Here is a 25,227-nt window from a genome sequence, read left to right as displayed (position 1 = left end):
GGGGGGTGTTGTTGCGGGGGTGTTGTGGGGGGGTGTCGTTGCGTGGGTTTGGTTTGTTTTTGGTTTTGTTTCTGCGTGGGCTTTTTTTGGTTTTTTTACTTCCGCACCCCCCCCCCCCCCCACGACTGTGAACGGGCTACCAGGCGGGCGCGACGGCGGAGGCGGTGCGGAGCTCGCCGACCCAGCCGGCGGTGGCGACGGCACGCAGGCCGTCGTCGCCCTCGGCGAGCTTGCCGTGCGGGCCTAGAACGGCCGTGCTGCCGTCGTGCCACCGCACCGGCAGCTTGCCGTGGCGTTCGAGCAGGCCGGCGAACTTCGTCGTCAGCGTCGCGGTGCCGATGTGCACCCAGCGACTCGGGAACAGGTCCAGCAACTCGACGGTCGCCGGGCTCAGCTCCGGCACGACGGTGATGCCGTGGTCGCGGCCGTACTCGACGAGCTCGCGCAACGCGTCGGGGTCGCCCTCGGGGAACACGTGCAGCACGTTGAGCTTGTAGGCGGCCATCGTGTCGATGGCCTTGCGCATCTCGGCGGGCGGCAGCAGCGCGCTCGACACACCACGCCACGCGAACGCGGGGGAGTCGCGCACGTCGGCCGCGCGGACCGTGCCGTCGCGGGTCATGAGCTGCCGGAACGACTGCACGCCGTGCCGCAGCCCCGCCTGCGTGCCGGCGCGCAGCATCACGGCGTCGTTGCTGACCAGCAGCGCGTACCCCTCGGGGCCGAGCCCGCGCATGGCCGGGTCGTGCGACACCATCAGCATGCCGTCGGGCGACTCCGCCAGCAGGTAGCCGGTCTGCCGGAAGACGTGCTCGCGCAGCATCGCCGCCGCGGTGCGCGCCTGGCCGGTCACCCGGACGGTCACGTCTTCGGTCAGTACGAACGAGCCCGTGCGACGGGGCGCGCTCGTGGGCATGGGAACAATCACCGGTTTCCTCTCCAGCGAACCAACGCTGGGTGTATCAGCTGAGTTCCGGCAATCGGACGCGGAACGTGGTTCCGAGGCCTGTTGTGCTGGTCACACCGACGGTACCGCCGTGCGCCTCGACGAGCTTGCGGACGATCGCGAGACCCAGCCCGCTGCCGCCCGTGCTGCGCGAACGCGACTTGTCCGCGCGCCAGAACCGGTCGAACACGTGCGGCAGGTCGTCCTGCGCGATGCCGGACCCGGTGTCGGCCACCGTGATCACGACCGCGCCGTCCTCCGCCGAGCCCTCGACCACCACCGAACCCCCGGCGGGCACGTAGCGCAGCGCGTTCGCGACGAGGTTGTCGAGGACCTGCCGCAACCGCAGCGCGTCGGCCTGGACGACGAGCGCGGGATCCGCGACCGTCGACAACCTGACCCCTGCCTGCGCCGCACGGGACGAGTGCGCGGCTTGGACCTGTTCCAAGGCGGCCGCGACGTTCACCCGTTCGAGCGTCAGCCGCAACGAGCCCGCGTCGGCCACCGCCAGGTCCTGAAGATCGTCCACGACGTGCTGGAGCACGAGCGCTTCCTTGAGCAGCAACGTGATCAGCGCCGGATCGAGGTCGCTCACCCCGTCCTCGGCCGCCTCCAGCCAGCCCCGGATGTTGCTCAACGGCGTGCGCAACTCGTGCGCCACGTCGCTGACCATGGCCTTGCGTGCCTGCTCCAGCTGCGCCCTGTTCGCGGCCATGGTGTTGAACGCCCTGGTCAGCCCGGCGATCTCGTCCTGGCCGCGCACCGGAACCGGCGGCACGTCACCACCGCCGGACAGGTGCGTGGCCGCGGCCGTCAACGCCCGCAACGGCCGGGTGATCCGGGCTCCCGCGAACGCCGCCACCCCCAGGGCCACCAGCAGCACGGCCGCCGCGGCGCCCACGACCCGCCAGCCGTTGCCCGACAACGAGATCGCGGCGGTCGGCGTGCCGGTCGGGTTCGTCAGGTAGAGCAGGACTGGCGGCGCCACGTACGGCGCCAGCTGCTCCTTGCGGGACGCCGCCACGCACGCGGCGACAGCGGGTTCGTCCGGTGGTGGCGCGCCCGTGGACTGCTTCTGCGCCGGCGTGAAGTCCGGATCGAGGTCCGTCGGCGGCAGCGACCGGCGCGCCAGGCAGGCGTTGACCAGGTCCTCCAGGTCGAGCAGCGCGGCGAAGTCGGCGGCGGTGTCGAACGGCAGGTCCCGCTCGCGGCAGTCGAGGTCCGCCTGCAGCTTGCGGACGAGCCGCAGGCAGAACAGCGACCCGGTCGGGTCCTCGCGGTCGCGGAAGTCGATCGGTGTGCGGAACGGCCCCAGCACCCGCTTGTCGATGCGGTCGGCGGGCGCGCCGGGCACCAGCACCGGGTCGACGGCCAGCGGGTCCACCACCGCCGCGGCCTTCGACGGCAGCTGACCTCCGTCGCCACCGCGGTCCACGACCGTGCGGCCGTCCTTGGTCACCAGCACCACGCGCCGCCCGGGGTGCTCGGTCATCAGCGCCTCGACGTAACCATCCACTTCGGACCAGTCGCGGTGCTCGGCCGCGTATTCGAGCAGCGTGGCGTAGAACCTGGTGTCCGAGGCGAGCTCACGGCCCTGCTCGCGGGCGATCGACGCCTGCGTCAGCTGGGTGGCGAGCCACGCCGTCGCGGCGACCGAGCACACCGCGATCAGCACCACGACCACGAGCAGCCGCGTGAAGACGCTACGGCGCACCGGCGCGTCCCGCCGTGAGCTTGTAGCCGATGCCGTACACGGTGACGAGGTGAGCGGGCGCGCGCGGATCGGTCTCGATCTTGCGGCGCAGGTTCTTCACGTGCGTGTCGATCGTGCGGGCGGTGAGGAAGCTGTCGATGCCGTGCATGCGTTCCAGCAGCTGCTCGCGGCTGAACACCCTGTCCACTTCGGACGCCAGCACCTCCAGCAGTCCGAACTCGCCGGGCGTGCACTCGACGAGCTCGTCGCGCACCCTCACCTCGTGCCGGAACTGGTCGACCACGATCGGGCCGACCCTCAGCGACGGCTCCGGCCTGGACGAGGGCAGCCGGCGCAGCAACGTCCGCACCCGCGCCACCAGTTCGCGCGGGCTGAACGGCTTGGTCATGTAGTCGTCCGCGCCGATCCCCAGCCCGTGCAGCAGATCGTCCTCGGTCGAGCGCGCCGTCAGCATCAGCACCAGGACGTCCGAATCGGCCCTCAACGCCCGGCAGACGTCGAGCCCGCCCAGTCCCGGCAGCATGAGGTCGAGCACGACCAGCGCGGGTTCGTGGGCGCGGACCACGTCGAGCGCGTCCCGTCCGTCGTGGACCACGAGCACCCGGTGGTGGTCCTGCTCCAGGTACCTGCGCACCAGCTCTGCCTGGTTCTCGTCGTCCTCCGCGACCAGGATGAGAGCGCTCACCGGCCGATCATAAGGACGCCCTCGCCGCGATCACCGGTTCGACACAGGATCCTCACAAGTGCCTCCGAAGATCCACAGCATGCGCAAGACAGTCATCGCGGCGGTGGTGCTCGTCGTGGTCGTCCTCGCCGTCGTGCTCGTGGTGCGCGGCAGGCCACCCGAGCCCGCCGCGGCCCCGCCACCCGCGGCGAAGACCACCACGGTGAGCAGGGGAGACCTCGCGAACACCCGCACGCTGCAGGCCCAGCTCGGCTTCGGCGCCGCCCGCCCGGTCAAGGGCACGGCGGGCACCGTCACGAAGCTGCCCGCCACCGGCCAGGCCACCGAACTGGGCAAGGAGCTGTACCGCGTCGACGACCAGCCCGTCGTCGTCTTCTTCGGCGCCACCCCGTTGTTCCGCGCCCTGGACGCGCCCGGACTCAAGGGCTCGGACGTCGCGGTCCTGATGGACAACCTCGCGGCGTTGGGCTACCAGGTCGGCACGCGTCCCAAGGACGTGACCAAGGCCGAGCTCACCCCGCGTGTGGTCGAGGCGGTGAAGAAGTGGCAGAAGGCCCTCGGCGTAGAACAGACCGGCACCCTCGCGCCCGGCCGCGTGCTCGTCCTGGACCGCCCGATGCGCGTCGGCACGGTGAAGGCCCAGCTCGGCGAGCCGGCCGCGGAGGAGCTGTTCGAGGTCACGCCCACCACGCTTCTGGTGTCGCTGCAGGTGCCGGTGAACGAGGCGGGCGTGCTGAAGGCGGACATGGCCGTGACGGTCCTGCGTCCCGACAACCGCCCGATCCCCGCCAAGATCACCTCGCTGACGCAGGTGGCCGCCCCCGCCGACAACGGCGGAGGCCCGAAGGTCGACGTGGTGATCACCCCCGACAACCCGGCCGACGTCGGCGACCTCGACACCGCCCCAGTCCGCGTCACGGTCACGACCGAGAGCCGCACCGGCGTGCTGACCGTGCCGCTGGCCGCGCTGGTGGCGTTGAAGGAGGGCGGGTACGCCGTCCAACTGCCGTCCGGCGGGTTGAAGGCCGTCCAAACGGGCCTGTACTCGCAGGACAGGGTCGAGATCTCCGGCGACGGCGTGACCGACGGCCTGGAAGTGGTGACGGCCGAATGACGCCCGTGCTCGCCCTGAGCTCCGTGACCAAGACCTACCCCGGCGGCGTGACAGCGCTCGACGACGTGTCGCTGCAGGTCAGCTCAGGAGAGCTGGTCGCGATCGTGGGCCCGTCCGGCTCCGGCAAGTCCACACTGCTGCACCTCGTCGGCACCCTGGACCTGCCCTCGTCCGGCACCGTGGAGATCGACGGCCAGGACGTGTCCCGCCTGTCGGACCGCCGCCTGTCGGCGTTGCGCGGCAGCCGGCTGGGGTTCGTGTTCCAGCAGTTCCACCTGTCCGACGGGCTCACCGCCACCGAGAACGTCGCGACCGGCCTGCTCTACGCGGGGGTGCGGCGCAAGGACCGCCGTGCGATGGCGACGGAGGCGTTGCACCGCGTGGGGCTGGGACACCGCACTGACCACAGGCCGCAGCAGCTGTCCGGCGGCGAACGCCAGCGCGTCGCGATCGCCCGTGCCGTGGTGAACAACCCGTCGCTCGTGCTGGCCGACGAACCGACCGGCGCGCTCGACACCGCGAACGGCCTCGCCGTGCTGGAGTTGCTGCGGGAGCTGAACGGGCAGGGGACGACCATCGCGCTGATCACGCACGACCGGGAGATCGCCGCATCGTTGCCGCGCCGGGTGGAGTTGAGGGACGGGAGGATCGTGTCGGACACGGGCAGCCGGCCGCACGTTCCTGCCCCGGCGCCGCACCGTTCTGCCCCGCCACCGCACGCTTCCGTCCCGGCACCGCACGCCCCTGCCTCAGCCTCGAACGTTCCTGCCCAACCACCGCACGCCCCCGCCCCGGCATCGCACGCTTCCTCTCCGGCCTCGAACGGTCCCATCACGCCACCGAACGGTCCCATCACGCCACCAGGCGCCCCGCCCGGCGACCAGGGCCCCGCGACCGTCAGGCTCCCGCGCCTCACCGGGGGTGGGCGATGACCCGCCTCTCACCCGTCGACCTGCTGTCCGTCGGCTCCCTGGGCATGCGCACCCGCCGCCTGCGCGCCGCGCTGTCCGCGCTCGGCATCGCCCTGGGCATCGCCACCGTCGTCGTGGTCACCGGCATCCCCGCCTCCAGCCAGCAGGCCCTGCTCGACGAACTGACCGCCCTCGGCACCAACCTCCTGCGCGCCCAGCCGACCCCGCGCCAGGACGACCCGGTGCTGCTGCCGGAGTCGTCCGTCGCGATGGCCGCGCGCATCGGCCCGGTCACGGCCGCCGCCGCGGTCGCGAACACCCACACCCGCGTGCGCCGCAACGACCTCCTTGACCCCGGCCACAGCTCCGACCTCACCGTTCTGGCCGCCACCCCCGGCCTGCTGGAGGTGGTGAACGGGCACGTCCGCAGCGGGGAGTTCCTGCCGCGGCCGGACTTCCCGAACGTCGTGCTGGGCAGCGTCGCCGCTCAGCGCCTCGGCATCCAGGACGCCGGCTCGCACCCGGCGGTGTTCGTGGGGGAGAAGTGGTTCACGGTGACCGGTGTGCTCGGCCCGATGCCGCTCGCCCCCGACATCGAACGCTCGGTGCTCGTCGGCTGGGAGGCGGCTCGCACGCAGCTCGGGTTCGACGGCCACCCGACCGTCGTCTACGTGAAGGCGCGCGAGGAGTCCATCGAGGACGTCCGCGCGATCCTGCCCGCCACGCTGCACGGCGAGATCCCCGGCCTGGTGCAGGTGAGCCGCCCGTCCGACGCCCTGGCGGCCAAACGCGCCACGCAGAACACGTACAGCGCGCTGTTCCTGGGGCTCGCGGGCGTCGCGTTGCTGGTCGGAGGCGTCGGCGTGGCGAACACGATGGTGATCTCCGTGCTCGAACGCCGCAGCGAGATCGGCCTGCGCCGCGCACTCGGTGCCACGCGAGGCCACATCCGCGCGCAGTTCCTCACCGAGGCCGTCCTGCTCTCGGGCCTGGGCGGCCTGGCCGGCACCGCCCTGGGCGCACTGGCCGTCGCCGGCTACGCGACCTGGCACCGCTGGCCGCTCGTCATTCCACTCGAAGTCCTGGCCGCCGGCGTGCTCGCCGCGTTCGTCGTGGGCGCCGCCGCAGGCCTCTACCCCTCCATCCGCGCCTCCCGGCTCACGCCGACCCAGGCGCTCGCCGCGTGACGAAAGGAAGTTCCCCGATGAAGAAGGCCGCCCTGGCCCTCGTCCTGCTGCTGGCCGCGTGCTCCAAGCCCGAGGCACAACCGCAGGTCGCCTCGATCTCCACGCCGTCGAGCACGGCACCGACCTCGGCGGCACAGGAACAACGCCCCCGCGAACGCCTCGACATGACGCCGGAGGACCTCGAAGCCCTCAACGTCCCGTACGACCAGTGCATGGCGAGCCACGGCCTGGACAAGAAGGGCCGCGCCGCCGAGGGCAGCGGCCACCCGGAGCCCACCAAGGAGGAGCTCGACAAGGCGCTGCAGGCGTGCGAGTCGAAGACGCCGCTGCCCCCGTGGGAGAAGGACAGCACCAACCCGGAGGCCGTCGACTTCGCCAACCGCGTCGTGCAGTGCCTGCGCGGCAAGGGAGTCCGCTACGTCGAGGTGCTCAACGAACCGGGCTCCGAGATGATCAGCTACGCGCTGGGCGGCCCGAACAACGACGCCGCGTCGATCTCCCTCGGCCTGGAGCACGCCAAGGAGTGCGAGATCGCCTCGTCGAAGAAGTGACCGGTCAGACGATGTCGAGCCGGGGTGCCGCGGACGCCGCCTGGGCTGCCTGCGCGACCATCTGCGCGTCGCTCAGGTTGCCGACGCGGACCGCGAACGCCGGCACGGCTCGTTTCGTCGGTTTGGTGACGTAGACCAGGAACATGCGTGTGCTCCGGTCGTAGATGACGGCTTTGGCCTGGTTCCAGCCGATCTGGAGGAACTGCTTCCTGAGCACGCCGACGAACAGGAACAGCAGGCGCTGGTTCGTGCACACGAGCACGCCCTGCCCCTCGCCCGCCGCACCGGTGAGCGCGAGGACCTGTTCGTCGGCACCGAGGTAGCCGCCCAGGAGGTTGACCTCCTTCATCGACCCCAGGAGCACGCCGCGCACGCGGTCCACCGCCGCCGCGACGTCCGGCCGCAACGCAGGCTGGACCGGCTGCCGCGCCGGTGGTGTGGCGACCGGGGCGGGCACGGCGACCTTGCGGACCGCCGTGTGGAACGTCCACCGCTGCCCGTCCCAGTAGCGCACGAGCGCGTCGTCGAGCGGGTCGGGCAGCCAGGCAGCGGGCCGCGCCGGCGTGTGCTGCGCAGTCGGGTAGCTCATGTCGTCACTCGCCGCCGTCGTCGGACAGGTCACCGTCGGCGCCGACGGACGCGAACGCGAGCGGTTCAGGCGCGCCCTGCCTGTTCGACTCGGACGCCCGCCACTCCAGCGCCTCCGCGACGTCGTCGTACTGCAGGACCGGGCTGTTCTCCAGCTCGACGACCAGGTCCTTGACCTCGGCGGGCGTCGCGTAGAAGAACTCGCGCCGGTGGTTGACCAGGTTCACGCGCTTGTGGCTCAACCGCTGGTGCAGAGCGGTCTCCAGGCCGACGGCGTCGTCGGAGAAGATCAGCGCGTGCGTGTCGAACCGGAACGGCACCGACGCGTCACCGAGCTCCCTGACCCGGTCCATCGGCTCCTGCCGCCGCGTCATGCCGATCTTGACCACGCCGGGGCCGAACGCGCCGATGTTGGAGATCACGTACACGTATCCCAGCCGCACGTTGGCCGCACGCTTCTCCACACCGGCGATCGCGTCGTCGACTGACGCGAGCTGTTCCTGGGCCTTGGCCAGCGCCACGAGGTCGCCGTTCGCCTGCAGCTTCGCGACCGCGGAGAGGTAGTGGGCCCGTTCCTTGGCCAGCCGCGCGCGTTCGCGTTCGATCTCCTTCATCACCTTGGCCTCCTCGCGCAGCCTGTCGCGTTCGGCCTTGGCCTGTTCCTTCTCCGCCTCGACCTTCACCAGGTGGTCGGCGGTGAGGTCGATCTCCCGCAGCCGCAGCAGGTGGTAGTCGCGGGAGATGGCGATGCGCATGAGGACACCGAGCTTGCCGATCGTGTCCTTCGTGGTGGTGAGGCGCTTCTTCACCGCCTCACGGGTGTGCGGTTTCACCGACCTCACCGCGTTGTCCGCCTCGGCGTTGTAGGCGCGCAGCATCAGCTTGGCCATGTCCTTGCCGAGCTTCTGCCCCTCCTTGACCGACCCGTTGACCGCCCAGTCGACGTGACAGGACACCGCGTTGCCCTTGGCGAAGTCCTTGATCCGCACCTTCAGCTCGGCGAGAGCGTCCTTGTACGCCACCGCGTCGCTCAGCGGATGCGCGTACTCGTAGACCCCGACTTCCTGCAGCAGTGCCAGATCACGGGTCTCCACCAGCTGCGAGCGCCACGTGTCGACCTCCGCCTGCAACTGGCGCTGGGCGGTGCCGAGCGTCGTGTACTCGTTCTTCTTGTGGTCCACGGCGGCGCGCAGCTGACGCAGCTCGCCCTCCAACGCCGGCGTACCCTCGCCGCGCAGCTGACCGACCCATCCGCGCAGCTCGCCGATAGTGGCGTGCGCGGCGGCCAGCTGCTCTCTCAGTGCGGTGACCTCAGCGTTTTCCCTGTTGCCGAACAAGACCACTCCCCGGGACCGTGAGTACGTGTCCGGTGCATCGCATGGCCGTTCAACATCATTACTAGGCGAGCATGTCGCGCACCAGCGGCACGACCTTCGTCCCGTACAGCTCGATCCCGCGCATCAGCGACCCGTGCGACAGCCCGCCCATCCCGTACTTCAGGTCGAACCGGCTCGCGTCGAGCTTCTTCATGGTGCGCGCCATCTTCTCCGCGACGGTCTCCGGCGACCCGACGAACAACGCGCCGTGCGGGCCCACCTCGTGCGCGTACGACTCCGGCGTCGGTGTGGCGAACCCGCGCGTCTTGCCGAGCCGGCCGATCACGTCGAGGTAGTGCGGCCAGAACTCCTCCCGCGCCTGCTCGTCGGTCTCCGCCACGTGGCCGGGGGAGTGGATCCCGATCGGCAGCGGGTCGTGGCCGAACTTCTCCAGCGCGTGCTTGTAGAGCTCCGAGAACGGCGCGAAGCGGCCTGGGTGGCCGCCGATGATCGCCAGCATCAGGTTGAACCCGTACGAGGCCGCGCGCACGACGGACTGCGGGCTGCCGCCGACGCCGATCCACGTCGGGAACGGTTCGGTGTACGGCACGACGTCCTGCTCGTGCAGCGCCGCGCGGGTCTTGCCCTGCCAGGTGATCTTGCCGCCCTTCAGCAGTTCGGCGAAGAGGTGCGTCTTCTCCTCGAACAGGTCCTCGTAGTCCGCGAGGTCGTAGCCGAACAGCGGGAACGAGTCCACACTGGACCCGCGGCCCAGGATGATCTCCGCACGGCCGTCCGACAGGGCGTTGAGCGTCGAGAAGCGCTGGTAGACGCGTACCGGGTCGTCCGAGCTGAGCACCGTCACGGCCGAGCCGAGGTGGATCGACGACGTGCGGGCGGCGATCGCGGCGAGCACGACGTCGGCGGCCGACAGCGGCATGTCCGGGGTGTGGTGCTCGCCGATGCCGAAGAAGTCGAGGCCGACCTGGTCGGCCGCCACGCCCTGCTCGACGAGGTCGCGGATGGTCTGGGCGTGCGTGAGCGGGGCGCCGTTGGCGTCGTGGGTGACGTCGCCGAACGTGTCGAGCCCGAACGTGGTGGTCATGACTGCTCCTTGACGAAGTTCTCGATTTCCTGCCTGCTCGCCACGACGCCGAACAGCGGGCTGCCGGGTTCCAGCAGCCGTCCCGCGCTCAGGGAGCCCACCGGCACCGGGTCGAACCCGAGGCGTGCCAGGAACTCCGCGACGGTCTCCAGCGCGGCCGGCGAGTCACCGGCCAGCCCGACGGCGCGACCGTCGGCGGGTTCCATGTCCTGGTAGGCGACGTGGTTGAGGGTCTTGACGACGTGCGCGCCGGCCAGCCGCGCGGCCACCTCTTCGCTGGTGCCCAGGGGTGCCTCGGCGGGCGGCCAGTGGTTCATCGAGTCGACGACGACCTTGCCCGCGAACATCCCCGGCTCCAGCGTCGGGAACCGGTGCCACGGGATCGCCAGCACGACGACCTCCGCGTCCGCGACCGCGTCGGCGGCCGACAGCGCGACGGCGCCGGGGGCGAGGAACTCGGTGATCATCTCGATCCGCGACGGGTCACCGGACCCCGCGATGGTGACCTCGTAGCCCGCCGCCAGTGCGAGGCGCGCGATGACGGGACCGACGTGGCCCGCGCCCAGAACAGCGATCTTCACAGCACACCCGACCTCGCTAGTTGATGTGTCATCTAGCTTAACCGGACCGCACCCCGTTTATTCCGGAGGGGTGTGCTGGGAGGTGGTCAGAGGTTCGCGCTGAGGAACCGCTCCAGGTGCGGGTTCACGTCGGCGGCGTGCGTGAGGCTCAGGAAGTGCGCGCCACCCTCGACGAGCACGAGTTCCGCTTCGGGCAGGGCGGCGACGAGAGCCTCGGCCTTCGCGACGGGGTAGGCGAGGTCGGCGGTGCCGTGCAGCACGAGCGCGGGCACACCGATCTGCGGGAGCCGGTCGAGCACGCCCTCGCGGCCGACCAGGGCGTTCATGATCAGCCGCAGCCGTTCGGGCTCGACGGCGGCCCACTTCGGCGTCCAGTCGGACGGGTCGTAGTCGCCGAGGCAGATCTTCGCGACCGCCTCCGTCACCGTCTCCGGTCCCTGCGCGATCCACACCTCGGCGAGCTGCTGGTACGCGGCGGAGATCTGCTCGTCCTCCGGCTCGCCGGACGTGCCGAGCAACGCGAGCGCGGTCACCCGTTCCGGTGCCAGCAACGCCATCCGCAGCGCCACGAAACCGCCCTGGCTGGTGCCGATCACGGCCGCGCGGTCGATCTTCAACTCGTCCAGCACCGCGAGCGCGTCGCGGGCGACGTCCCAGTGGTCGAACGGCGCGGTCGCGGGCGTGTCGCCGTGGCCGCGTTCGTCGATCGCGACCAGCCGGTGGCGGTCGCTGAACGCCGCGACCTGCGGCGCCCACATCGAGGCGTCCATCAGGAAGCTGTGCAGCAGCACGACCACCGGGCCGTCCCCGCCGTGGTCCACATAGGACACGAGTTGCCCGTCTGCCGTGGTCACCGTGGTCATCCGCGCACCCCGTCCCGCATAGTGGATCTTCAGCGCCGCCCGCCCGGTTCGCAATACCCTGCCCCGATGCGACAAGTGTTCAGGGGCGCGGTGCTGCTCCTGCTGCTGTTGATCGTCGTCCCCGCCCCGGCGAACGCGCAACAAGAGCAACCACCGTTGGTCCGCGTCGGCACCGAGGGCACGTATCCACCGTTCTCGTTCCACGACCCCGGTACCCAGGAGCTGACCGGCTACGACATCGAGGTGATCAAGGCGATCGCCGCGAAGGCCGGGTGGCGGCTGGAGTTCGTCGAGACGCAGTGGGACGCGATCTTCCCCGCGCTCGACGCGAGCAGGATCGACCTCATCGCGAACCAGGTGTCGCGCAACCCGGAACGGGCCGCGAAGTACGGGCTGTCCAGCACGTACACCTACTCGCGCGGCGTGATCGTGCGCCGCACCGGCGACGACCGGATCAAGTCGATCGCGGACCTCAGCGGGAAGACCACCGCCCAGTCCAGCACCAGCAACTGGGCGAAGGTCGCCCGCGACGCCGGCGCGAACGTCGAGGCCGTCGAAGGCTTCGCGCAGGCCGCCGCGTTGCTGAAGCAGGGCAGGGTCGACGCGATCGTCAACGACAACATCGCCGTGCTCGACTACCTCGCCACCACCGGCTCGAAGGACGTCGAGATCGCGGGCGACGCCGGCCAGGCGGGCAGCGAGCAGGTGCTGGCGCTGCGGCAGGCCGACTCGGCGCTGCTGTCACAGGCGAACCAGGCGATCGACGCGCTGAAGGCCGACGGCACGTTGCGCGGCATCTCGCAGAAGTACTTCAAGGCGGACGTGTCCGTCGAGAACGGTGGCGCGGCGGACCTGTCGGAAGGACGCGGCCCGCGCAGCACGTGGGACATCCTCGCCTCGACCGCGTGGCCGATGTTCGTGGGCCTGGTGAAGGTCACCATCCCGCTCACCGCGCTGTCGTTCGCGATCGGACTGGTCCTGGCGTTGCTGGTGGCCCTGGCCCGCATCTCGCCGTACAAGGTGCTGTCGGGGCTCGCGCGGGCGTTCATCTCGATCATCCGCGGCACGCCGTTGCTGCTGCAGCTGTTCATCGTGTTCTACGGACTGCCGCAGATAGGCCTGAAGTTCCCGCCGTTCACCGCCGCCGTGATCGCGTTCTCCCTTAACGTCGCCGGCTACGCGGCCGAGGTGATCCGCTCGGCCATCCTGTCCGTGCCGCGCGGCCAGTTCGAGGCGGCCTCGACGATCGGCTTCGGCTACGCGCAGACGTTGCGCCGCATCGTCCTGCCGCAAGCCGCCCGCACCGCCGTGCCACCGCTCTCGAACACGCTGCTGTCGCTGCTCAAGGACACGTCGCTGGGCTCGGTCGTGCTGCTGACCGAGCTCTTCCGCGAGTCGCAGCTGGCCGCGGCCGAGAGCAACGAGTTCCTCGCCCTCTACGCGTTCGCGGGGCTCTACTACTGGGTGATCTGCGTGGCGTTGTCCGCAGGGCAGAAACGACTGGAGACCAGGCTGAACAGGTACGTGATCGCATGACCGACATCCGCATCGAGGTCGCGGGGCTCAAGAAGTCCTTCGGCTCGCTCGACGTGCTGCGCGGCATCGACTTCGCGTCGGCCCGCGGCACGTCCACCGTCCTGCTGGGACCGTCCGGCTCGGGCAAGACCACCCTGCTGCGTTCGCTGAACGTCCTCGACGTCCCGGACGCCGGTGTCGTTCGCATCGACGACGTGTCGGTCGACTTCTCGGCTCTGCCGGCGGGCAAGGCGGGCCGTGCCGAGGGCGCGCGGCTGCGGGCGCAGAGCGGCATGGTGTTCCAGTCGCACAACCTCTTCCCGCACCGCACGGTCCTGCAGAACCTGACCGAGGGTCCGGTCGTCGCCCAGAAGCGCGACCTGGACGAGGTCGTGGGGGAGGCGCGGTCGCTGCTCGACCAGGTGGGCCTCGCCGACAAAGCCGATTCCTATCCGCACCAGCTTTCCGGCGGGCAGCAGCAACGCGTGGGTATTGCCCGCGCGCTGGCTTTGAAACCTCGCGTCGTGCTGTTCGACGAACCCACTTCCGCACTCGACCCCGAACTGGTGGGAGAGGTGCTGGCCGTGATCAAAGATCTCGCCTCGGAAGGGTGGACCACGGTCATCGTCACGCACGAGATCCGGTTCGCCGAACGCGTCGCCGACCAGGTGTTGTTCCTGGACGGAGGGGTGATCGTGGAGCACGGACCGCCTTGTCAGGTGATCGGAGACCCTCGGGAAGAACGCACCCGGAGGTTCTTGCGGCGCGTTCTCGACCACGGCTGAAATGATTCTTGAGGATAGGCTCGCCTAATCGATCTCGAATTGCGGGGCTCCTGCCGCGGTGGCATGGTCCGGAATAACCGAACCTTTCCCACCACGGCAGGAGCGGACATGACCACTCTCGAGAACCCGGCGATGCCCGCAGTCCACGATTGCTCCGTGAGCGACTGCTCCTACAACCACGACGGCTGTCACGCCTTCGCGATCACGGTGCGCGGCGACAACGGCGCCGCCGACTGCGGCACGTTCATCCCGCTCGGCACGAAGGGCGGCCTGGACAAGGTCGTCGCACAGGTCGGCGCGTGCTCGCGCACCGACTGCACGCACAACGCCTCACTGGAGTGCACGGCGCAGAGCGTGCGGGTCGGCCAGGGCGAGGGCGGCCACCACGCGAACTGCCTGACGTACCAACCGCGTTAGCCCTCGTCGTCCTTGCGGTCGACGGCCCGGCCCAGCTCCCGCAGGCCGACGTTGACCGCGATGATCGCCACGGTGCCGGCGGCCGCGACGACGTGCAGCCCGGCACCGGCCAGTGACCCCACCGCGGCCGCGCACCAGAGCGTGGCCGCGGTGTTGAGTCCGCGGACCGACAGCCCGTCGCGCAGGATCACGCCGGCACCGAGGAACCCGATGCCGGACACCACCTGTGCGGCGACCCGCGTCGGATCCCCCTGACCGTCAAAGCCTTGTGCGGACAGCAGAACGAACAACGCGGCCCCCACGGCCACGAGCGCGTTCGTGCGCAGACCCGCCATGCGCGAGCGGTACTGCCGCTCGAAACCGATCAACGCGCCGAGGCCCATGCTCTCGGCGATGCGCAGTGTCATGTCGAAGACGTGCATCGTGTGACTCCCCTTGCGTGCAGGGGTGTGCGTCACACGCCAGAACTAGCGTGCGTGCGAGGTGTCGAGACCGCGCCGGCAACTGTCGCCTGGCATGTGTCGCTCACCTCGCTTCCTCGTGTCTGGTCGGTAGGACCTGGCCACGGTAGCGGGACGGCCGTGAGCGCGAGGTGAGAGTGGGACGCGCGTCTCAGTCCCAGCCGATGTGGCCGTCCTCGTAGCGGAGCAGCCGGTGGGTCGAGTCCCTGCCCTGCTCGAAGAGCTGGAGGACGTTCGCGAGCATCGCGCCGACGCTCGGCCACTCGGTCATCTCGTCGCTGAACACGCGCCCGTCCCGGAGATCCACGAACAGCAGCTCGTTCGGCTCGTAGCAGTCCACGGCGACAGTTATCCGATCATCGGTGCGACCGCGAACGGCCTCCCGGACGTCGATCGGGTGCCAGAACTGGGGCAGGAGCGGGCTCTCGTCACCGAGTGCGCCGTGGTCGACCCCGCCGAAGACCCGCCACCAGGCCGCCAAGTCCGGTGGCAGCCCGGTGATGGCGATGCGGGCGGGCAGCAGCGCGGAGTGCAGCCGCGGCGCGTCCGAGCGCAGCCGCTCCGCCAGCCGTGCCCACGTGTCCTCGACTCTCATCGGTGGCTCCGGCTACAGCATTTCGAGCGGTGAGGGCCCGCCGGGCGGAGGGAAGGCGCGGTCCAGGTCCGCGAGGTCCTCGGGGGAGAGGCGCAGCTCCAGCGCACGCGCGTTCTCCCGCACGTGCTCGACCGTGCCCGCCTTCGGGATCGCGCAGACCTGGGGCAGCCGCAGCACCCACGCCAGCGCCACCTGGGCGGGCGTGGCGTCGTGCCGTGCGGCGACGGAGGCGAGAGCGGGGAAGTCGAGCAGGCGGCCCTGCTCGACGGGGGAGTAGGCCATGACCGGGATACCGGCCGACGCGTGCCACGGCAGCAGATCGTGCTCGGGACCGCGGCGGCTGAGGTTGTAGAGGATCTGGTTGGTCTGGCAGGAGCCCGGCAACGCCGTCAGCTCGCGCATGTCGGACAGGTCGAGGTTGCTGACGCCCCAGTAGCGGATCTTGCCCGCGTCGACCAGCGCCTCGAAGCCCTTCAGCGTTTCGGCGAACGGCATGGAGCCGCGCCAGTGCAGTAGGTACAGGTCGAGGCGGTCGGTGCCGAGGCGGCGCAGCGATGCCTCGCACGCGCGCACCGTGCCGGCGGCGGAGGCGTTGGACGGCAGCACCTTCGACACGAGGAACACCTCGTCGCGCCGGCCTGCCACGGCCTCGCCGACGAGCTCCTCCGACGCTCCGGAGCCGTACATCTCGGCCGTGTCGATCAGGCTGAGGCCCAGGTCGAGACCGGTGCGCAGGGTGGCGATCTCGGCGGATCGCCGTGCCGGGCGCTCGGCCATCATCCAGGTGCCCATGCCGAGCGCGGGGACGGTCTCGCCGGAGGGGAGCAGCACGGTCATGCGCTCCAGCTTGCCGGGTACGTTGGTCTGATGCGACGTGCGGGGCTGATCGTGCTGGTGCTGCTTGTCGTCGCGCTCGCGGTGGCCGCCCAGCTCGTCGACCTGCCCGACGGCGCGCGGCTGCGGGAGCTCGTGGACGGTGCCAGGAACGCGGCGCCTGCGGTGTTCGTCGCGGTGTGCGCGCTCGGCACGGCGGTGTTCTTCCCCAAACCGGTCCTCGCCACGGCCGCGGGGCTGCTGTTCGGCGTGGGGTGGGGGAGCGCGCTCGCGATCGCGGGGTTCACGGCGGGCGCGATGATCGCGTTCACGATCGCCCGGGGGCTCGGCCGCGACACGGTGAAGGGCTGGCTCGGGGAGCGGCTGCAGGTGCTCGAACGGGTCTTCGCGCGCCGGGGCGTCGAGGCGACGCTCGTGATCAGATTGTTGCCGATCCTGCCGTTCACGCTGGCGAACTACGGCGCGGGCGTGACGGCCGTGCGCGGGCGGCACTTCGCCCTCGGCACGGCACTGGGCCTGGTGCCGTCGACGGTGCTCGCCGCGGTGCTGGGGGACGCCCTGAGCGATCTCGGCTCACCGCGCTCGATCGCCGCGTTGGCGATCTGGGCGGTGCTGGCGGGCGTGGGGGTGTGGTGGGGCCGGAACTTGATCACAACGGCCGCACGGGCCTCCTAGGGCCGGTGCGGGGCACGCAAAAAGCCGCCCCGGCGGGAGACCGGGACGGCTTGACGCGTCTGGTGTGGATCAGGCCGTGCGGGTACGGCGTCCGCGAAGCTCTTCGAGTCGCTCGTCGAGCAGCTCCTCGAGCTCGGGGATCGACCGGCGCTCCAGGAGCATGTCCCAGTGCGTGCGCGGCGGCTTGACCTTCTTCACCTCCGGCTCGACACCGTCGATGATCTTCGACTCGGTGCCGTGGAGGCGGCATTCCCAGGTCGGCGGCAACTCGGCGTCGTCGGAGAAGGGGACCTCGAAGTCGTGTCCCTTCGGGCAGGCGTACCGCGCTGCCCGGCGCGGAGCGAGATCGTGGTTGCGGTCGGTCTCGTAGCTGACTGCTCCGAGCCGGCTGCCACGCAAAACGCGGTCGGCCATGGCGGTGTCCTTTCGCTCGGCTCAGGGCCGGGGCCCAGGCTTCTTGCTCACCGTGTGCAACGCCCGGATTGCTCCGTTTGTTTCCGGTTCGCTCTCATGGTCGCCCACAGTGACGTCGTTCACTCGTCAACGAAGGCTTCCTACTAATGGATGCGATCGCCACAGGATCGTGACGCGTTATCAAGCTCCTGCGCTCATGCATCACTCTAATGGCCCAGCGGCGGTCGTGGGTAGTCGCTTATGCCAACCGAAGTTGACCACTTTGTGCGACGTCAGGGCCCAACTCGCCCAACCTAAAGTGACGCCGGCAGAGCACTTGGTAGCGGACGGTAGTTTCCGTGTTGTCGGTTACACCGTTGCTCTCCGTACCCGATCGATGCTGTTCCGTGTCCGAATTCGTATCCGCGACCAGAACCGTGTCCCCGGCCCGGATCACCCGTCCGGCCCGCACCCGCGCGTTGAACCTTCCGGGTACCCCGCACCAGCACAGAACCTCGACCTGGATCGCCTTCAGTTCGTCCGCGAGCTCGAACAGCCGCCGCGACCCCGGGAACATCTCCCCGCGGAAGTCCGTGGCCAGCCCGAAGCAGTACACGTCGACCTGGACGTCGTCCGCGAGCTCCGCCAGCTGCTCCACCTGGGCGGGGGTGAGGAACTGCGCCTCGTCCACGATCAGGTAGTCCACCCGACGGCCCTCGGCCCACTCCGACCGCACCATCGTGCGGAGGTCGTCGTCCCGGATCTCCGCCGCCTCGCGCGTGATGCCGATGCGGCTGGAGATCTGCGGGCGCCCCGACCGGTCGTGCCGCACCAGCAGCAGCCCGCGCCGGCCCTGGCGCGAGTTGTTGTGGTCGATCTGCAGCGCGAGCGTCGACTTGCCGCAGTCCATGGGACCGAAGAAGAACTTCAGGTGCCCCACCACCGGCGTCGAGCGCCGGGAACCAGCGACAGGTACAGCGGAAAGGGCGTCTGTCGGATCGGGAAGGGCGTCCACGGCGGGTCACCCTAGTGCCTGGATCCCGATCTTGAGGAATCCCCGTGGTCTGTCCCTCGCCATCGTCCGCTCCCTTGAGTGCGACCTGCCATTTTCCGACGACATAGCCGCTGGGAGGGCGGTTTAAACCTCCTTTCGGATCGAGTATCTCGAAAGCTTCAGTGTGGACTGAGATCTACGCCTGATGGCGGTGTGCCGGAACGAGGGGGGAGGCGGTCGTCCGGCAAACGCACCTGGATGGGGGCAGGCGGAGGACGAGAGGGATCCGGGGGAAGCGGGGTGGCGGACGAAAGCAGTTGTAGGCGGAGGGGTGTGGTGGGCGCAGGAGGGGAGTGGTGGCGGCCGCGAGAGAGATGAGGGCGGTCGTGCGGGCAACCCGTACCTCGCCTTCTTGGCGATGGTCATGGCGGGCCTCGACGGCGCGAGAGAGGAGGAGGCGCGGCGCAGGGGAGCGGTGGCGGCGGCGGACGATCGGGTCTGGGGGAAATGCAGGCGGCAGGGGAGGGGTCTTCCGTCTGTTTCCGCGACGCCTCGCGCCTCCGTCGGACATGTCGGCGCGCGCCGCGATGCGCTCGGCGTTGGCCGGCACCCAGGGTTCGCTCTCCCTCGGCTTACTCGATATCTTCAGTGTTGACCGAACTGAGTATTCGGCCGTAGTCCGCTTCCCGATACAGCTCGCGCCGCGATATATTCAACGACATGAGTGGTCGGGTCATGTCCGAGCAGACGTTCCTCGTGCTCACCGCGCTGGCGGAGGAGCCCTTGCACGGGTACGCGATCGTGCAGGCGGTCGAGCAGCTGTCCGAGGGGCGCATGGTGCTGAGGGTGGGCACGCTGTACGGGGTGCTGGACCGGCTGGTGGCGGACGGGCTCGCCGAGCGCGACCGGGAAGAGGTGCACCAGGGCCGGTTGCGGCGCTACTACAAGCTCACCGAGTCGGGTGTGCGGGCGTTGCAGGCGGAGGTCGCGAGGCTGAGCGCGAACGTGCGGGCGGCGACCGCGGTGCTGAGGGGGAGGGGTGTCCAGGCGTGGGCGAGTCGGGCGTGAGCAATCTGGAGCGGCGCTACCGGACGCTGCTGAAGGTGCTGCCGGGGTGGTACCGGCGCGATCGCGAGGAGGAGATGGTCGGGATCTTCCTGACCGAGCGGACCGACGAGCTCGACCTGGAGCACAGCTGGCCGGGGTGGGGGGAGACGGGCGCGATCCTCGGGCTCGCGGTGCGTACGCACCTCGCGGCCGGTGCGGCGCTCACGAGCGTGCCGGCGAAGGTCGTCTGGCGCGGTGAGGTGGTGCGGGCCCTGGGGATGCTCGGGCTGCTGCTCGGTGTCTTCTACGCGACGGCGGCCGTGGTGAACGTCGTCGCCGCGTACGGGGGTCCGCAGCGGGCCGGCCTCGACTGGTGGCGGGTGCTGGAGCTGGGGCCGCTGGTGGCCTTCGGGGCGTTGCTGGGAGGGCGGCGAACGCTCGCGAAGGTGGCGGCGGGGGCGCCGGTCCTGCTGACGCTGGTCGCGCTGGGGCAGCCGGAGTACGCGTTCGCGTGGAGCGTGTTCCACGTGCCGTCGTGGGTGACGTTCGCGTGTCTGTGCCTGGGGTTCCACCGGGAGGCTCCGACGCCGCCCGCGCGCAGGTTGCTCTGGTGGGGTGGGGGAGCGGTGGTCCTGGGCGTGCTCGGCGGGGTCGCGGCAGGGGTGGGGTTGCTCGCGGTCGGGCTGATCACCGTCGTCACGCGGGTCGTGGCGTTCGTGCGGGGTGACGCGGTGCTGGGGCGGGCGTTGTCGTTGTTCGCGGTGTTGCAGCTGGTGCCGTTGCTGTTCCTGGTCGTCGAGGGGAGCGAGGTCCTCGCGACCGCGCTCGCCGTGCTGCTCGTTCTCACGGCGGTGCTGCCGGTGCGGCGCCGCTCGAAAGCGGCGCCGCAGGTGGGTTAGACGAGGGCGGGTGCTTCGTTGCCGACGGCCTTGATGGCGCGGCGGACCGGGACGAAGATCAGCAGGACGAAGCCCGCGACGAAGAAGATGATCAGGGCGAGGATGGCGGGGCGCAGGCTGCCGGTGGCCTGGCCGACGCCGGCGAACACCAGCGGGCCGAGCCAGCTGGTGGAGCGCTCGCCGACCTCGTAGAGCGAGAAGTACTGCGCCTCGCGTCCAGGGGGGACCATCTGGCTGAACAGGCTGCGGGACAGGGCGTTGGTGCCGCCGAGCACGATGCCGATGCCCGCGGCGACGAGGTAGAACGAGGTCTCGTCGCCCGCCTGGACGAAGAACGCCGCGGTGATCACGACGATCCACACGACCAGTGAGCCGAGGATCGTCTTCTTGGCGCCGACGCGCTTGGCGACGTAGCCGTGCAGGACGCCGCCGATGAACGCGACGAACTGGACGATGAGGATCACGGTGATCAGCGTCTGCTGTTCGAACTTGAGCTCGACGCTGCCGTACTGGGCGGAGACGTTGGCGACGGTGGCGATGCCGTCGGTGTAGATCAGGTAGGTGCCGAGGAACGCGAGCGTGAGCGGGAAGGCCTTGGCCTGCCTGAGGGTCGTGCCGAGTTCCTTGAAGCCGGCGGAGATCACCGAGGCGCCGTGCTCGCCGCCGTGCGGGCGCTGGTGCTCGGTGAGGGCGCGCAGCGGGATGATCGTGAAGGCCGCCCACCAGACGCCGGAGATGACGAACGCGATGCGCGCGGCGTCGCCGGAGGTGATGCCGAGTGAGTCGGCGGACAGGGTGATGCCGAGCTGGATGGCGAGGGCGACGCCGCCGCCGAGGTAGCCGAACGCCCAGCCGCGGCTGGAGACGGCGTCGCGTTCGTCGGGTGTCGCGATCTCGGGCAGGAAGGCGTAGTAGACGACGACGCTGGAGCCGTAGCAGATGTTGGCGATGATGAAGAAGACGACGCCGAGCTTCCAGTTGGTGCCTTCGACGGCGGCGAGCGCGATGGTGGCCGCGGAGCCGGTGAAGGCGAAGAAGCCGAGCATCTTCTTCTTGTTCTGGGTGCGGTCGGCGATGGCGCCCATGACGGGCAGCACGAGCACCTGGACCACGGTCGCGATGGAGAGCAGGTAGCCCCACAGCGAGCCGGAGGGGAACTGCAGGCCGAGGATCGTGACGTCGCAGTTGGCGAAGGCGTTGTCGTTCGCGCACGGGGTGGCCCCGTTGAGCGCGGTGTCGGCCGTGGCGGCGTTGGTCGCGATGCTCGTGAGGTAGAGCGAGAGGAAGACCGTGATCACCGAGGTCGGGAACACGGAGTTCGCCACGTCGTACCAGACCCAGCCGCGTTGTTCCTTCTTGCGGCGCCCGGCGTTGCTGGGGTCGGCGGTGTCGTCGCCCTGGACCTTCATGTCGGCGGACTGTACTTGTCCGCCGACACGGCCGATGATCGACTGCCCAACCTGTTACCAGCTGTTGCGGGACTGGAGAACTTCGCGCAGGACGTCCGGCCGATCGGTGACGAGACCGTCGACGCCGAGATCGAGAAGGGCGCGCATGTCGGCCTCGTCATCGATGGTCCAGACGTGCACTTCGAGGGACCTGCGGTGGGCGGCCTGGACGAAGCGGCGGTCGACGATGTGCAGGCGTCCCTGGCTGACGGGGACCTGGGCGACCTGGCCGCGGACGGCGAGTCCGGCGAACGGGACGCGTCCGGCGGCCCAGAGCGCGCCGGCGGAGCGCGGCCCCATCGACGTCAGCAGTTCGGGTCCTGCGGTCCTGCGCAGGCGGGCGAGGCGGTTGTCGGAGAAGCTCGCGAGGCAGACGCGGTGCAGCGACTTGGCCTTGCGCAGCAGCGCGATGATCGGCTCGACGGCGTTCTCGGACTTGACGTCGATGTTGAAGAACGTGTCGGGCAGCTCTTCGAGGACGTCGGCGAGCCGGGCGATGGGTTCGCGGCCGCCGACGTTGGCGCGCTTGACCTCGGTCCAGGGGAGCGCGGAGACGACGCCCTGGGCGTCGGTGGTGCGGTCGAGCGTGTGGTCGTGGTGGACGACGACCTCGCCGTCGGAGGTGGCGTGGACGTCGGTCTCGATGTAGCGGTAGCCCTCCTGCACGGCCCGGCGGAAGGAGCTCAGCGAGTTCTCCATGCCGGTGAGGTCGTCGACGTGCCAGCCGCGGTGGGCGAAGGCGCGGGGGCGCGGGCCTGCGAGGTAGGGGTGGGTCACGTGACGTGAGTCTGCCTGGTGGCGGTGGCTCCGGGGTGGACAGTGGGTGGCGACACACTGTCTTCTTTCTCTCTATTGCTTCAGTGTTGATTGAAGTGAGCCCTCCCGGGCTCCCGCTCCACCGAGAACCACTGAACCACACCCGCAAAGACCAAGAGGCAAGATCAAGTTCGGTGAGGTCGGCTCGGCCAGTTGCCCGACACGCGCTGCGGGCGGTCTCATGGCGGCGCGTCGACCCCGGTTCGTCTCGCCGTCCCCACCCGAAAGCGAAACCAACGGCCCGGCGGGTAGTGTCCGGTTCCCTACGAAGGTCGGGCTTTCTGGCGCGTCGCTGGAGACCACCCACCGCGATTCGCTACCGTCGCGCGCCATGGAGCGCTCCATGGAGGCGGATGAGCCCAGGCACTGCGCGTGGTGCGGGAGGCGGTTGCCGGGGAGTGGGCGGATCGGCCGGCCGAGGCGTTACTGCGCACAGCCGTGTCGTCAGCGTGCGTACGAGCGCAGGGCGGCGTTGCAGCGGGGTGGTCTGCCGGAGGACGCGGTGGTGTTGAGCACCGCGGAGCTGGCGGATCTGCAGGACAGGTTGTTCCAGCTGCGGTGTGCGGCCGAGGACGTGGTGACGGCGGCGCAGGACGGGGCGGAGAACGAGGAGCTGAGGAAGCTGGCGGCGGAGCTGGTGGAGTCGGCGAAGGGTTTGGAACGGCTGCGATAGCCGTTCGCACAACAGCGAACTGACCGGCGTAGCGGGTTGCTTACGTCCGGTGATCGGACGATCATGACGCGCGTGACCTCCTACTGCCGCACGGTGCTGGACCGGGCGGGTGTCGGCTATGCCGTGACGGATGCGCGCGGGAACCTGTTGTGGTGCAACCGCGCGCTGGGTGCTGTGCTGGGGGTTCCGGTGGAGCAGGCGTACGGGCGGTCGTTGCCCGCGCTGCTGCCGGGGGTGCCCGAGGTGCCGGCGCCGGTGCGGGAAGTGCTGGTGCCGGGGCCGCGCTGGCTCGAGGTGCGGTGCTCGAAGCTGGGTGACGACCTGATGTACGAGGTCGTGGACGTGTCGTCGTGGCGTGACCGTGAGTTGACGGTGACGCAGGAGGCGGACGCGTTGCGGCGGGCTCAGGCGCTGGGGCGGATGGGCACGTGGGAGTGGGCGATCCGCGAGGACCGGGTGACGTGGTCGGACACGTTGCTGGAGATGTTCGGGTTCGCGGCGGGGACGGCGTTCGACTTCCAGATGTACTCGCAGCTGGTGCACCCGGACGATCTGCCGATGATCGAGGAGACGCTGGACGCGGCGCTCAAGACGGGGTCGGTGTTCACGTACACGCATCGGATGTTGCGGCCGGACGGCAAGGAGCGGGTGTTCGAGTGCTTCGGTGAGGTCGTGCTGGGTGATGACGGCACGCCGCTGAGGGCTTTGGGCACCGCGCACGACGTGACGCAGTCGAGTCGTGTGCACGACGAGCTTGTTCGGATGGCGGAGCAGGATCCTCTGACGGGGTTGCCGAACCGGCGGGCGTTGACGCGGGCGTTGGAGCAGGAGCTGGCGAACAACGGTTCGGGTGCTCTGCTGGTGCTGGACCTGGACAACTTCAAGGACGTCAACGATCTGCGCGGCCATGCGGTGGGTGACCGGGTGATGCGGATGCTGGCGAGTGCGTTGCAGTCCCGTCTGGGTGACCGGTTGATCGCTCGTCTGGGTGGTGACGAGTTCGCGGTGGTGTTGCCGGGGGCGTCGCCGAAGGACGCGTCGGAGGTCGCGGACGGGTTGCGGGACGCTGTGGCGGGGTTCCCCCTCGCCGGTATCGGCACTCCCGCCAGGATCACGGTGAGCACGGGGCTGGCGGAGTTCGGTCCTGGTGACTCGTGGGAGCTGGTGCTGGCGAACGCGGATCTGGCGTTGTACGCGTCGAAGGCGGCGGGCCGGGACCGGGTGACGGTGTACGAGCCGAACCACTACGCGGACACGGTGAAGCGGGTCAGCGTGCTGGACCGGTTGCGGGCGGCGCTGGCGGGTGGCGGTCTGGCGTTGTACGGGATGCCGATGGTGGATCTGCACACCGGTACGACGCTGGGGCACGAGTTGTTGCTGCGGCTGGAGGACGGGCAGGAGCCGTATCTGGGGCCCGCGGACTTCCTGCCGGTGGCGGAGCGGTCGAACCTGATCCTGGAGGTGGACCGGTGGGTGCTGACGACGGCGATCGACGCGTTGGTGGCGCAGCCGGACTCGCGGTTGCGGTTCAACGTGAACGTGTCGGGCCGGACTCTGGAGGATCCTGACTTCGGTGACTTCGTGCTGGACAAGCTCGGTTCGGCGGGGGTTGCTCCCGGCCGGTTGGGGTTGGAGATCACGGAGACGGCGGCGGTGACGAACCTGGACGCGGCGGTGACGCTGGCGACGCAGCTGCGGAGTTTCGGGTGCCGGATCACGCTGGACGACTTCGGTTCGGGGTTCGGGTCGTTCGTGCACCTGAAGCATCTGCCGATCACGGGTATCAAGATCGACGGTGAGTTCGTGAAGGGCATCGAGACCAACGCGGCGGACGCGGTGCTGGTGTCGGGGATCGTGCAGATCGCGAACGGGCTGGGGTTGTCGGCGGTGGCCGAGTGGGTGGAGCGTCCGTCCCAGGTGGACGCTCTGCGGGGGCTCGGGGTGCGGGTGGGGCAGGGTTTCCACCTGGGCAGGCCGGTGCCGTTGAGTGACGTGGTGAGCGCGGAGCGCATGCCGCCGAATGGCGCATTGTCGTCTCAGGTGGTCGGAGCCGAGGATGGTGCGCGCTCCTGATCCCCGCCCGATGGGATGCCCGTGTCGTCTTGTGGTGTTCG

25 protein-coding genes and 2 pseudogenes are annotated in these 25,227 nt (G+C 70.0%); 12 read left to right on the top strand and 15 right to left on the bottom strand.

Going from position 1 to position 25,227, the window contains the following annotated elements; genetic code table 11:
- Window positions 1-136: 136 nt before the first annotated feature.
- The 3 genes from ACFWN2_RS05835 to ACFWN2_RS05825 are packed head-to-tail and all read right to left on the bottom strand — an operon-like array spanning window position 137 to window position 3,345.
- Window positions 137-928, bottom strand: a complete 792-nt coding sequence (locus ACFWN2_RS05835) for a glycoside hydrolase family 20 zincin-like fold domain-containing protein (protein ID WP_382425120.1) — start codon at window positions 926-928, stop codon at window positions 137-139.
- Window positions 929-962: 34 nt separating this feature from the next.
- Complete coding sequence (locus ACFWN2_RS05830; protein WP_382425119.1) at window positions 963-2,660, bottom strand: ATP-binding protein; 1,698 nt, start codon at window positions 2,658-2,660, stop codon at window positions 963-965.
- Complete coding sequence (locus tag ACFWN2_RS05825) at window positions 2,650-3,345, bottom strand: response regulator transcription factor (protein WP_382425118.1); 696 nt, start codon at window positions 3,343-3,345, stop codon at window positions 2,650-2,652. The genes ACFWN2_RS05830 and ACFWN2_RS05825 overlap by 11 nt, the downstream gene beginning before the upstream one ends.
- Before the next feature lie 79 nt (window positions 3,346-3,424).
- Between ACFWN2_RS05825 and ACFWN2_RS05820 the strand changes: the two genes are divergently transcribed.
- The 4 genes and pseudogenes from ACFWN2_RS05820 (at window position 3,425) to ACFWN2_RS05805 (ending at window position 7,108) form a co-directional block, all read left to right on the top strand.
- Window positions 3,425-4,459, top strand: coding sequence for a peptidoglycan-binding protein (locus tag ACFWN2_RS05820; RefSeq protein WP_382425117.1), 1,035 nt, complete (start codon window positions 3,425-3,427; stop codon window positions 4,457-4,459).
- Window positions 4,456-5,124: pseudogene (locus ACFWN2_RS05815) on the top strand (ABC transporter ATP-binding protein); the annotation flags it as partial. The gene ACFWN2_RS05820 and the pseudogene ACFWN2_RS05815, both read left to right, overlap by 4 nt.
- 263 nt (window positions 5,125-5,387) lie before the next feature.
- Window positions 5,388-6,557, top strand: coding sequence for an ABC transporter permease (locus ACFWN2_RS05810; protein WP_382425116.1), 1,170 nt, complete (start codon window positions 5,388-5,390; stop codon window positions 6,555-6,557).
- A gap of 17 nt (window positions 6,558-6,574) precedes the next feature.
- Window positions 6,575-7,108, top strand: coding sequence for a hypothetical protein (locus ACFWN2_RS05805; protein ID WP_382425115.1), 534 nt, complete (start codon window positions 6,575-6,577; stop codon window positions 7,106-7,108).
- 4 nt (window positions 7,109-7,112) lie between these two features.
- Here ACFWN2_RS05805 and ACFWN2_RS05800 read toward each other — a convergent pair whose 3' ends face one another.
- The 5 genes from ACFWN2_RS05800 to ACFWN2_RS05780 form a co-directional block, all read right to left on the bottom strand.
- Entirely contained in the window at window positions 7,113-7,697 is a 585-nt protein-coding gene (locus ACFWN2_RS05800) for a DUF2510 domain-containing protein (RefSeq protein ID WP_382425114.1), read from the bottom strand.
- A 4-nt stretch (window positions 7,698-7,701) separates the two neighbouring features.
- Window positions 7,702-9,039: a DUF4041 domain-containing protein gene (locus tag ACFWN2_RS05795; RefSeq protein WP_382425113.1), complete on the bottom strand. Its 1,338-nt coding sequence runs from the start codon at window positions 9,037-9,039 to the stop codon at window positions 7,702-7,704.
- Between the two features lie 55 nt (window positions 9,040-9,094).
- Window positions 9,095-10,117 (bottom strand): LLM class flavin-dependent oxidoreductase, encoded by a 1,023-nt coding sequence (locus ACFWN2_RS05790; RefSeq protein ID WP_382425112.1) that lies wholly within the window; start codon window positions 10,115-10,117, stop codon window positions 9,095-9,097.
- Window positions 10,114-10,698 carry an NADPH-dependent F420 reductase gene (locus tag ACFWN2_RS05785; protein WP_382425111.1) on the bottom strand — a complete coding sequence of 195 codons (585 nt, stop codon included), beginning with the start codon at window positions 10,696-10,698 and terminating at the stop codon, window positions 10,114-10,116. The genes ACFWN2_RS05790 and ACFWN2_RS05785 overlap by 4 nt, the downstream gene beginning before the upstream one ends.
- 86 nt (window positions 10,699-10,784) lie before the next feature.
- Window positions 10,785-11,561 (bottom strand): alpha/beta fold hydrolase, encoded by a 777-nt coding sequence (locus ACFWN2_RS05780; protein ID WP_382425110.1) that lies wholly within the window; start codon window positions 11,559-11,561, stop codon window positions 10,785-10,787.
- A 66-nt stretch (window positions 11,562-11,627) separates the two neighbouring features.
- Between ACFWN2_RS05780 and ACFWN2_RS05775 the strand changes: the two genes are divergently transcribed.
- From ACFWN2_RS05775 to ACFWN2_RS05765, 3 genes are all read left to right on the top strand, one after another.
- On the top strand, window positions 11,628-13,097 hold the full coding sequence (locus tag ACFWN2_RS05775; RefSeq protein WP_382425109.1) for an ABC transporter substrate-binding protein/permease: 1,470 nt from the start codon (window positions 11,628-11,630) through the stop codon (window positions 13,095-13,097).
- Entirely contained in the window at window positions 13,094-13,861 is a 768-nt protein-coding gene (locus ACFWN2_RS05770; RefSeq protein ID WP_382425108.1) for an amino acid ABC transporter ATP-binding protein, read from the top strand. The genes ACFWN2_RS05775 and ACFWN2_RS05770 overlap by 4 nt, the downstream gene beginning before the upstream one ends.
- A 108-nt stretch (window positions 13,862-13,969) precedes the next feature.
- The gene (locus tag ACFWN2_RS05765) at window positions 13,970-14,278 is read left to right on the top strand and encodes a DUF1540 domain-containing protein (protein WP_382425107.1); all 309 of its coding nucleotides are present in this window, start codon (window positions 13,970-13,972) and stop codon (window positions 14,276-14,278) included.
- On the opposite strand, the pseudogene ACFWN2_RS05760 reads toward ACFWN2_RS05765, so the two are convergent.
- The 3 genes and pseudogenes from ACFWN2_RS05760 to ACFWN2_RS05750 all read right to left on the bottom strand — a co-directional run.
- A pseudogene (locus ACFWN2_RS05760) lies at window positions 14,278-14,700 on the bottom strand (MgtC/SapB family protein); the annotation flags it as partial. The gene ACFWN2_RS05765 and the pseudogene ACFWN2_RS05760 overlap by 1 nt on opposite strands.
- A 190-nt stretch (window positions 14,701-14,890) precedes the next feature.
- Entirely contained in the window at window positions 14,891-15,334 is a 444-nt protein-coding gene (locus ACFWN2_RS05755) for a hypothetical protein (RefSeq protein ID WP_382425106.1), read from the bottom strand.
- A gap of 12 nt (window positions 15,335-15,346) precedes the next feature.
- A complete protein-coding gene (locus ACFWN2_RS05750; protein ID WP_382425105.1) occupies window positions 15,347-16,171 on the bottom strand; it encodes an aldo/keto reductase in 825 nt (274 codons plus the stop codon).
- A 30-nt stretch (window positions 16,172-16,201) separates the two neighbouring features.
- Here ACFWN2_RS05750 and ACFWN2_RS05745 point away from each other — a divergent pair, with 30 nt between their 5' ends.
- On the top strand, window positions 16,202-16,843 hold the full coding sequence (locus ACFWN2_RS05745) for a TVP38/TMEM64 family protein (protein WP_382425104.1): 642 nt from the start codon (window positions 16,202-16,204) through the stop codon (window positions 16,841-16,843).
- Between the two features lie 69 nt (window positions 16,844-16,912).
- Here ACFWN2_RS05745 and ACFWN2_RS05740 read toward each other — a convergent pair whose 3' ends face one another.
- A complete protein-coding gene (locus ACFWN2_RS05740; protein WP_030466135.1) occupies window positions 16,913-17,257 on the bottom strand; it encodes an RNA polymerase-binding protein RbpA in 345 nt (114 codons plus the stop codon).
- A gap of 238 nt (window positions 17,258-17,495) precedes the next feature.
- Entirely contained in the window at window positions 17,496-18,251 is a 756-nt protein-coding gene (locus tag ACFWN2_RS05735) for a thymidine kinase (RefSeq protein ID WP_382425103.1), read from the bottom strand.
- A 699-nt stretch (window positions 18,252-18,950) separates the two neighbouring features.
- Between ACFWN2_RS05735 and ACFWN2_RS05730 the strand changes: the two genes are divergently transcribed.
- A complete protein-coding gene (locus ACFWN2_RS05730; RefSeq protein WP_382425102.1) occupies window positions 18,951-19,298 on the top strand; it encodes a PadR family transcriptional regulator in 348 nt (115 codons plus the stop codon).
- Window positions 19,295-20,176 carry a hypothetical protein gene (locus ACFWN2_RS05725; protein WP_382425101.1) on the top strand — a complete coding sequence of 294 codons (882 nt, stop codon included), beginning with the start codon at window positions 19,295-19,297 and terminating at the stop codon, window positions 20,174-20,176. Before ACFWN2_RS05730 ends, ACFWN2_RS05725 begins: the two co-directional genes overlap by 4 nt.
- On the opposite strand, the gene ACFWN2_RS05720 is transcribed toward ACFWN2_RS05725, so the two are convergent.
- Both ACFWN2_RS05720 and ACFWN2_RS05715 read right to left on the bottom strand, forming a co-directional pair.
- On the bottom strand, window positions 20,173-21,585 hold the full coding sequence (locus ACFWN2_RS05720; protein WP_382425100.1) for an MFS transporter: 1,413 nt from the start codon (window positions 21,583-21,585) through the stop codon (window positions 20,173-20,175). The two genes, ACFWN2_RS05725 and ACFWN2_RS05720, sit on opposite strands and share 4 nt — an antisense overlap.
- A gap of 54 nt (window positions 21,586-21,639) precedes the next feature.
- Window positions 21,640-22,401 (bottom strand): glycerophosphodiester phosphodiesterase, encoded by a 762-nt coding sequence (locus ACFWN2_RS05715; RefSeq protein ID WP_382425099.1) that lies wholly within the window; start codon window positions 22,399-22,401, stop codon window positions 21,640-21,642.
- Between the two features lie 370 nt (window positions 22,402-22,771).
- On the opposite strand from ACFWN2_RS05715, the gene ACFWN2_RS05710 reads away from it, so the two are divergent.
- Both ACFWN2_RS05710 and ACFWN2_RS05705 read left to right on the top strand, forming a co-directional pair.
- Window positions 22,772-23,113 carry a hypothetical protein gene (locus ACFWN2_RS05710; RefSeq protein WP_030475304.1) on the top strand — a complete coding sequence of 114 codons (342 nt, stop codon included), beginning with the start codon at window positions 22,772-22,774 and terminating at the stop codon, window positions 23,111-23,113.
- Window positions 23,114-23,185: 72 nt separating this feature from the next.
- A complete protein-coding gene (locus tag ACFWN2_RS05705; protein WP_382425098.1) occupies window positions 23,186-25,186 on the top strand; it encodes a putative bifunctional diguanylate cyclase/phosphodiesterase in 2,001 nt (666 codons plus the stop codon).
- Window positions 25,187-25,227: the final 41 nt, after the last annotated feature.

Origin of the sequence: Lentzea sp. NPDC058436 (assembly GCF_042721515.1) — a bacterium.
Lineage (GTDB): Bacteria > Actinomycetota > Actinomycetes > Mycobacteriales > Pseudonocardiaceae > Lentzea.
This window is presented reverse-complemented; position numbering and strand designations above follow the sequence as displayed.

Excerpts from the sequence above, each read along its gene's own strand:
- ACFWN2_RS05820 (WP_382425117.1), top strand. The coding sequence starts at position 3,425 with ATGCGCAAGACAGTCATCGCGGCGGTGGTGCTCGTCGTGGTCGTCCTC.
- ACFWN2_RS05810 (WP_382425116.1), top strand. The coding sequence starts at position 5,388 with ATGACCCGCCTCTCACCCGTCGACCTGCTGTCCGTCGGCTCCCTGGGC.
- ACFWN2_RS05805 (WP_382425115.1), top strand. The coding sequence starts at position 6,575 with ATGAAGAAGGCCGCCCTGGCCCTCGTCCTGCTGCTGGCCGCGTGCTCC.
- ACFWN2_RS05800 (WP_382425114.1), bottom strand. The coding sequence starts at position 7,697 with ATGAGCTACCCGACTGCGCAGCACACGCCGGCGCGGCCCGCTGCCTGG.
- ACFWN2_RS05790 (WP_382425112.1), bottom strand. The coding sequence starts at position 10,117 with ATGACCACCACGTTCGGGCTCGACACGTTCGGCGACGTCACCCACGAC.
- ACFWN2_RS05780 (WP_382425110.1), bottom strand. The coding sequence starts at position 11,561 with ATGACCACGGTGACCACGGCAGACGGGCAACTCGTGTCCTATGTGGAC.
- ACFWN2_RS05775 (WP_382425109.1), top strand. The coding sequence starts at position 11,628 with ATGCGACAAGTGTTCAGGGGCGCGGTGCTGCTCCTGCTGCTGTTGATC.
- ACFWN2_RS05770 (WP_382425108.1), top strand. The coding sequence starts at position 13,094 with ATGACCGACATCCGCATCGAGGTCGCGGGGCTCAAGAAGTCCTTCGGC.
- ACFWN2_RS05765 (WP_382425107.1), top strand. The coding sequence starts at position 13,970 with ATGACCACTCTCGAGAACCCGGCGATGCCCGCAGTCCACGATTGCTCC.
- ACFWN2_RS05755 (WP_382425106.1), bottom strand. The coding sequence starts at position 15,334 with ATGAGAGTCGAGGACACGTGGGCACGGCTGGCGGAGCGGCTGCGCTCG.
- ACFWN2_RS05750 (WP_382425105.1), bottom strand. The coding sequence starts at position 16,171 with ATGACCGTGCTGCTCCCCTCCGGCGAGACCGTCCCCGCGCTCGGCATG.
- ACFWN2_RS05745 (WP_382425104.1), top strand. The coding sequence starts at position 16,202 with ATGCGACGTGCGGGGCTGATCGTGCTGGTGCTGCTTGTCGTCGCGCTC.
- ACFWN2_RS05740 (WP_030466135.1), bottom strand. The coding sequence starts at position 17,257 with ATGGCCGACCGCGTTTTGCGTGGCAGCCGGCTCGGAGCAGTCAGCTAC.
- ACFWN2_RS05730 (WP_382425102.1), top strand. The coding sequence starts at position 18,951 with ATGAGTGGTCGGGTCATGTCCGAGCAGACGTTCCTCGTGCTCACCGCG.
- ACFWN2_RS05720 (WP_382425100.1), bottom strand. The coding sequence starts at position 21,585 with ATGAAGGTCCAGGGCGACGACACCGCCGACCCCAGCAACGCCGGGCGC.
- ACFWN2_RS05710 (WP_030475304.1), top strand. The coding sequence starts at position 22,772 with ATGGAGCGCTCCATGGAGGCGGATGAGCCCAGGCACTGCGCGTGGTGC.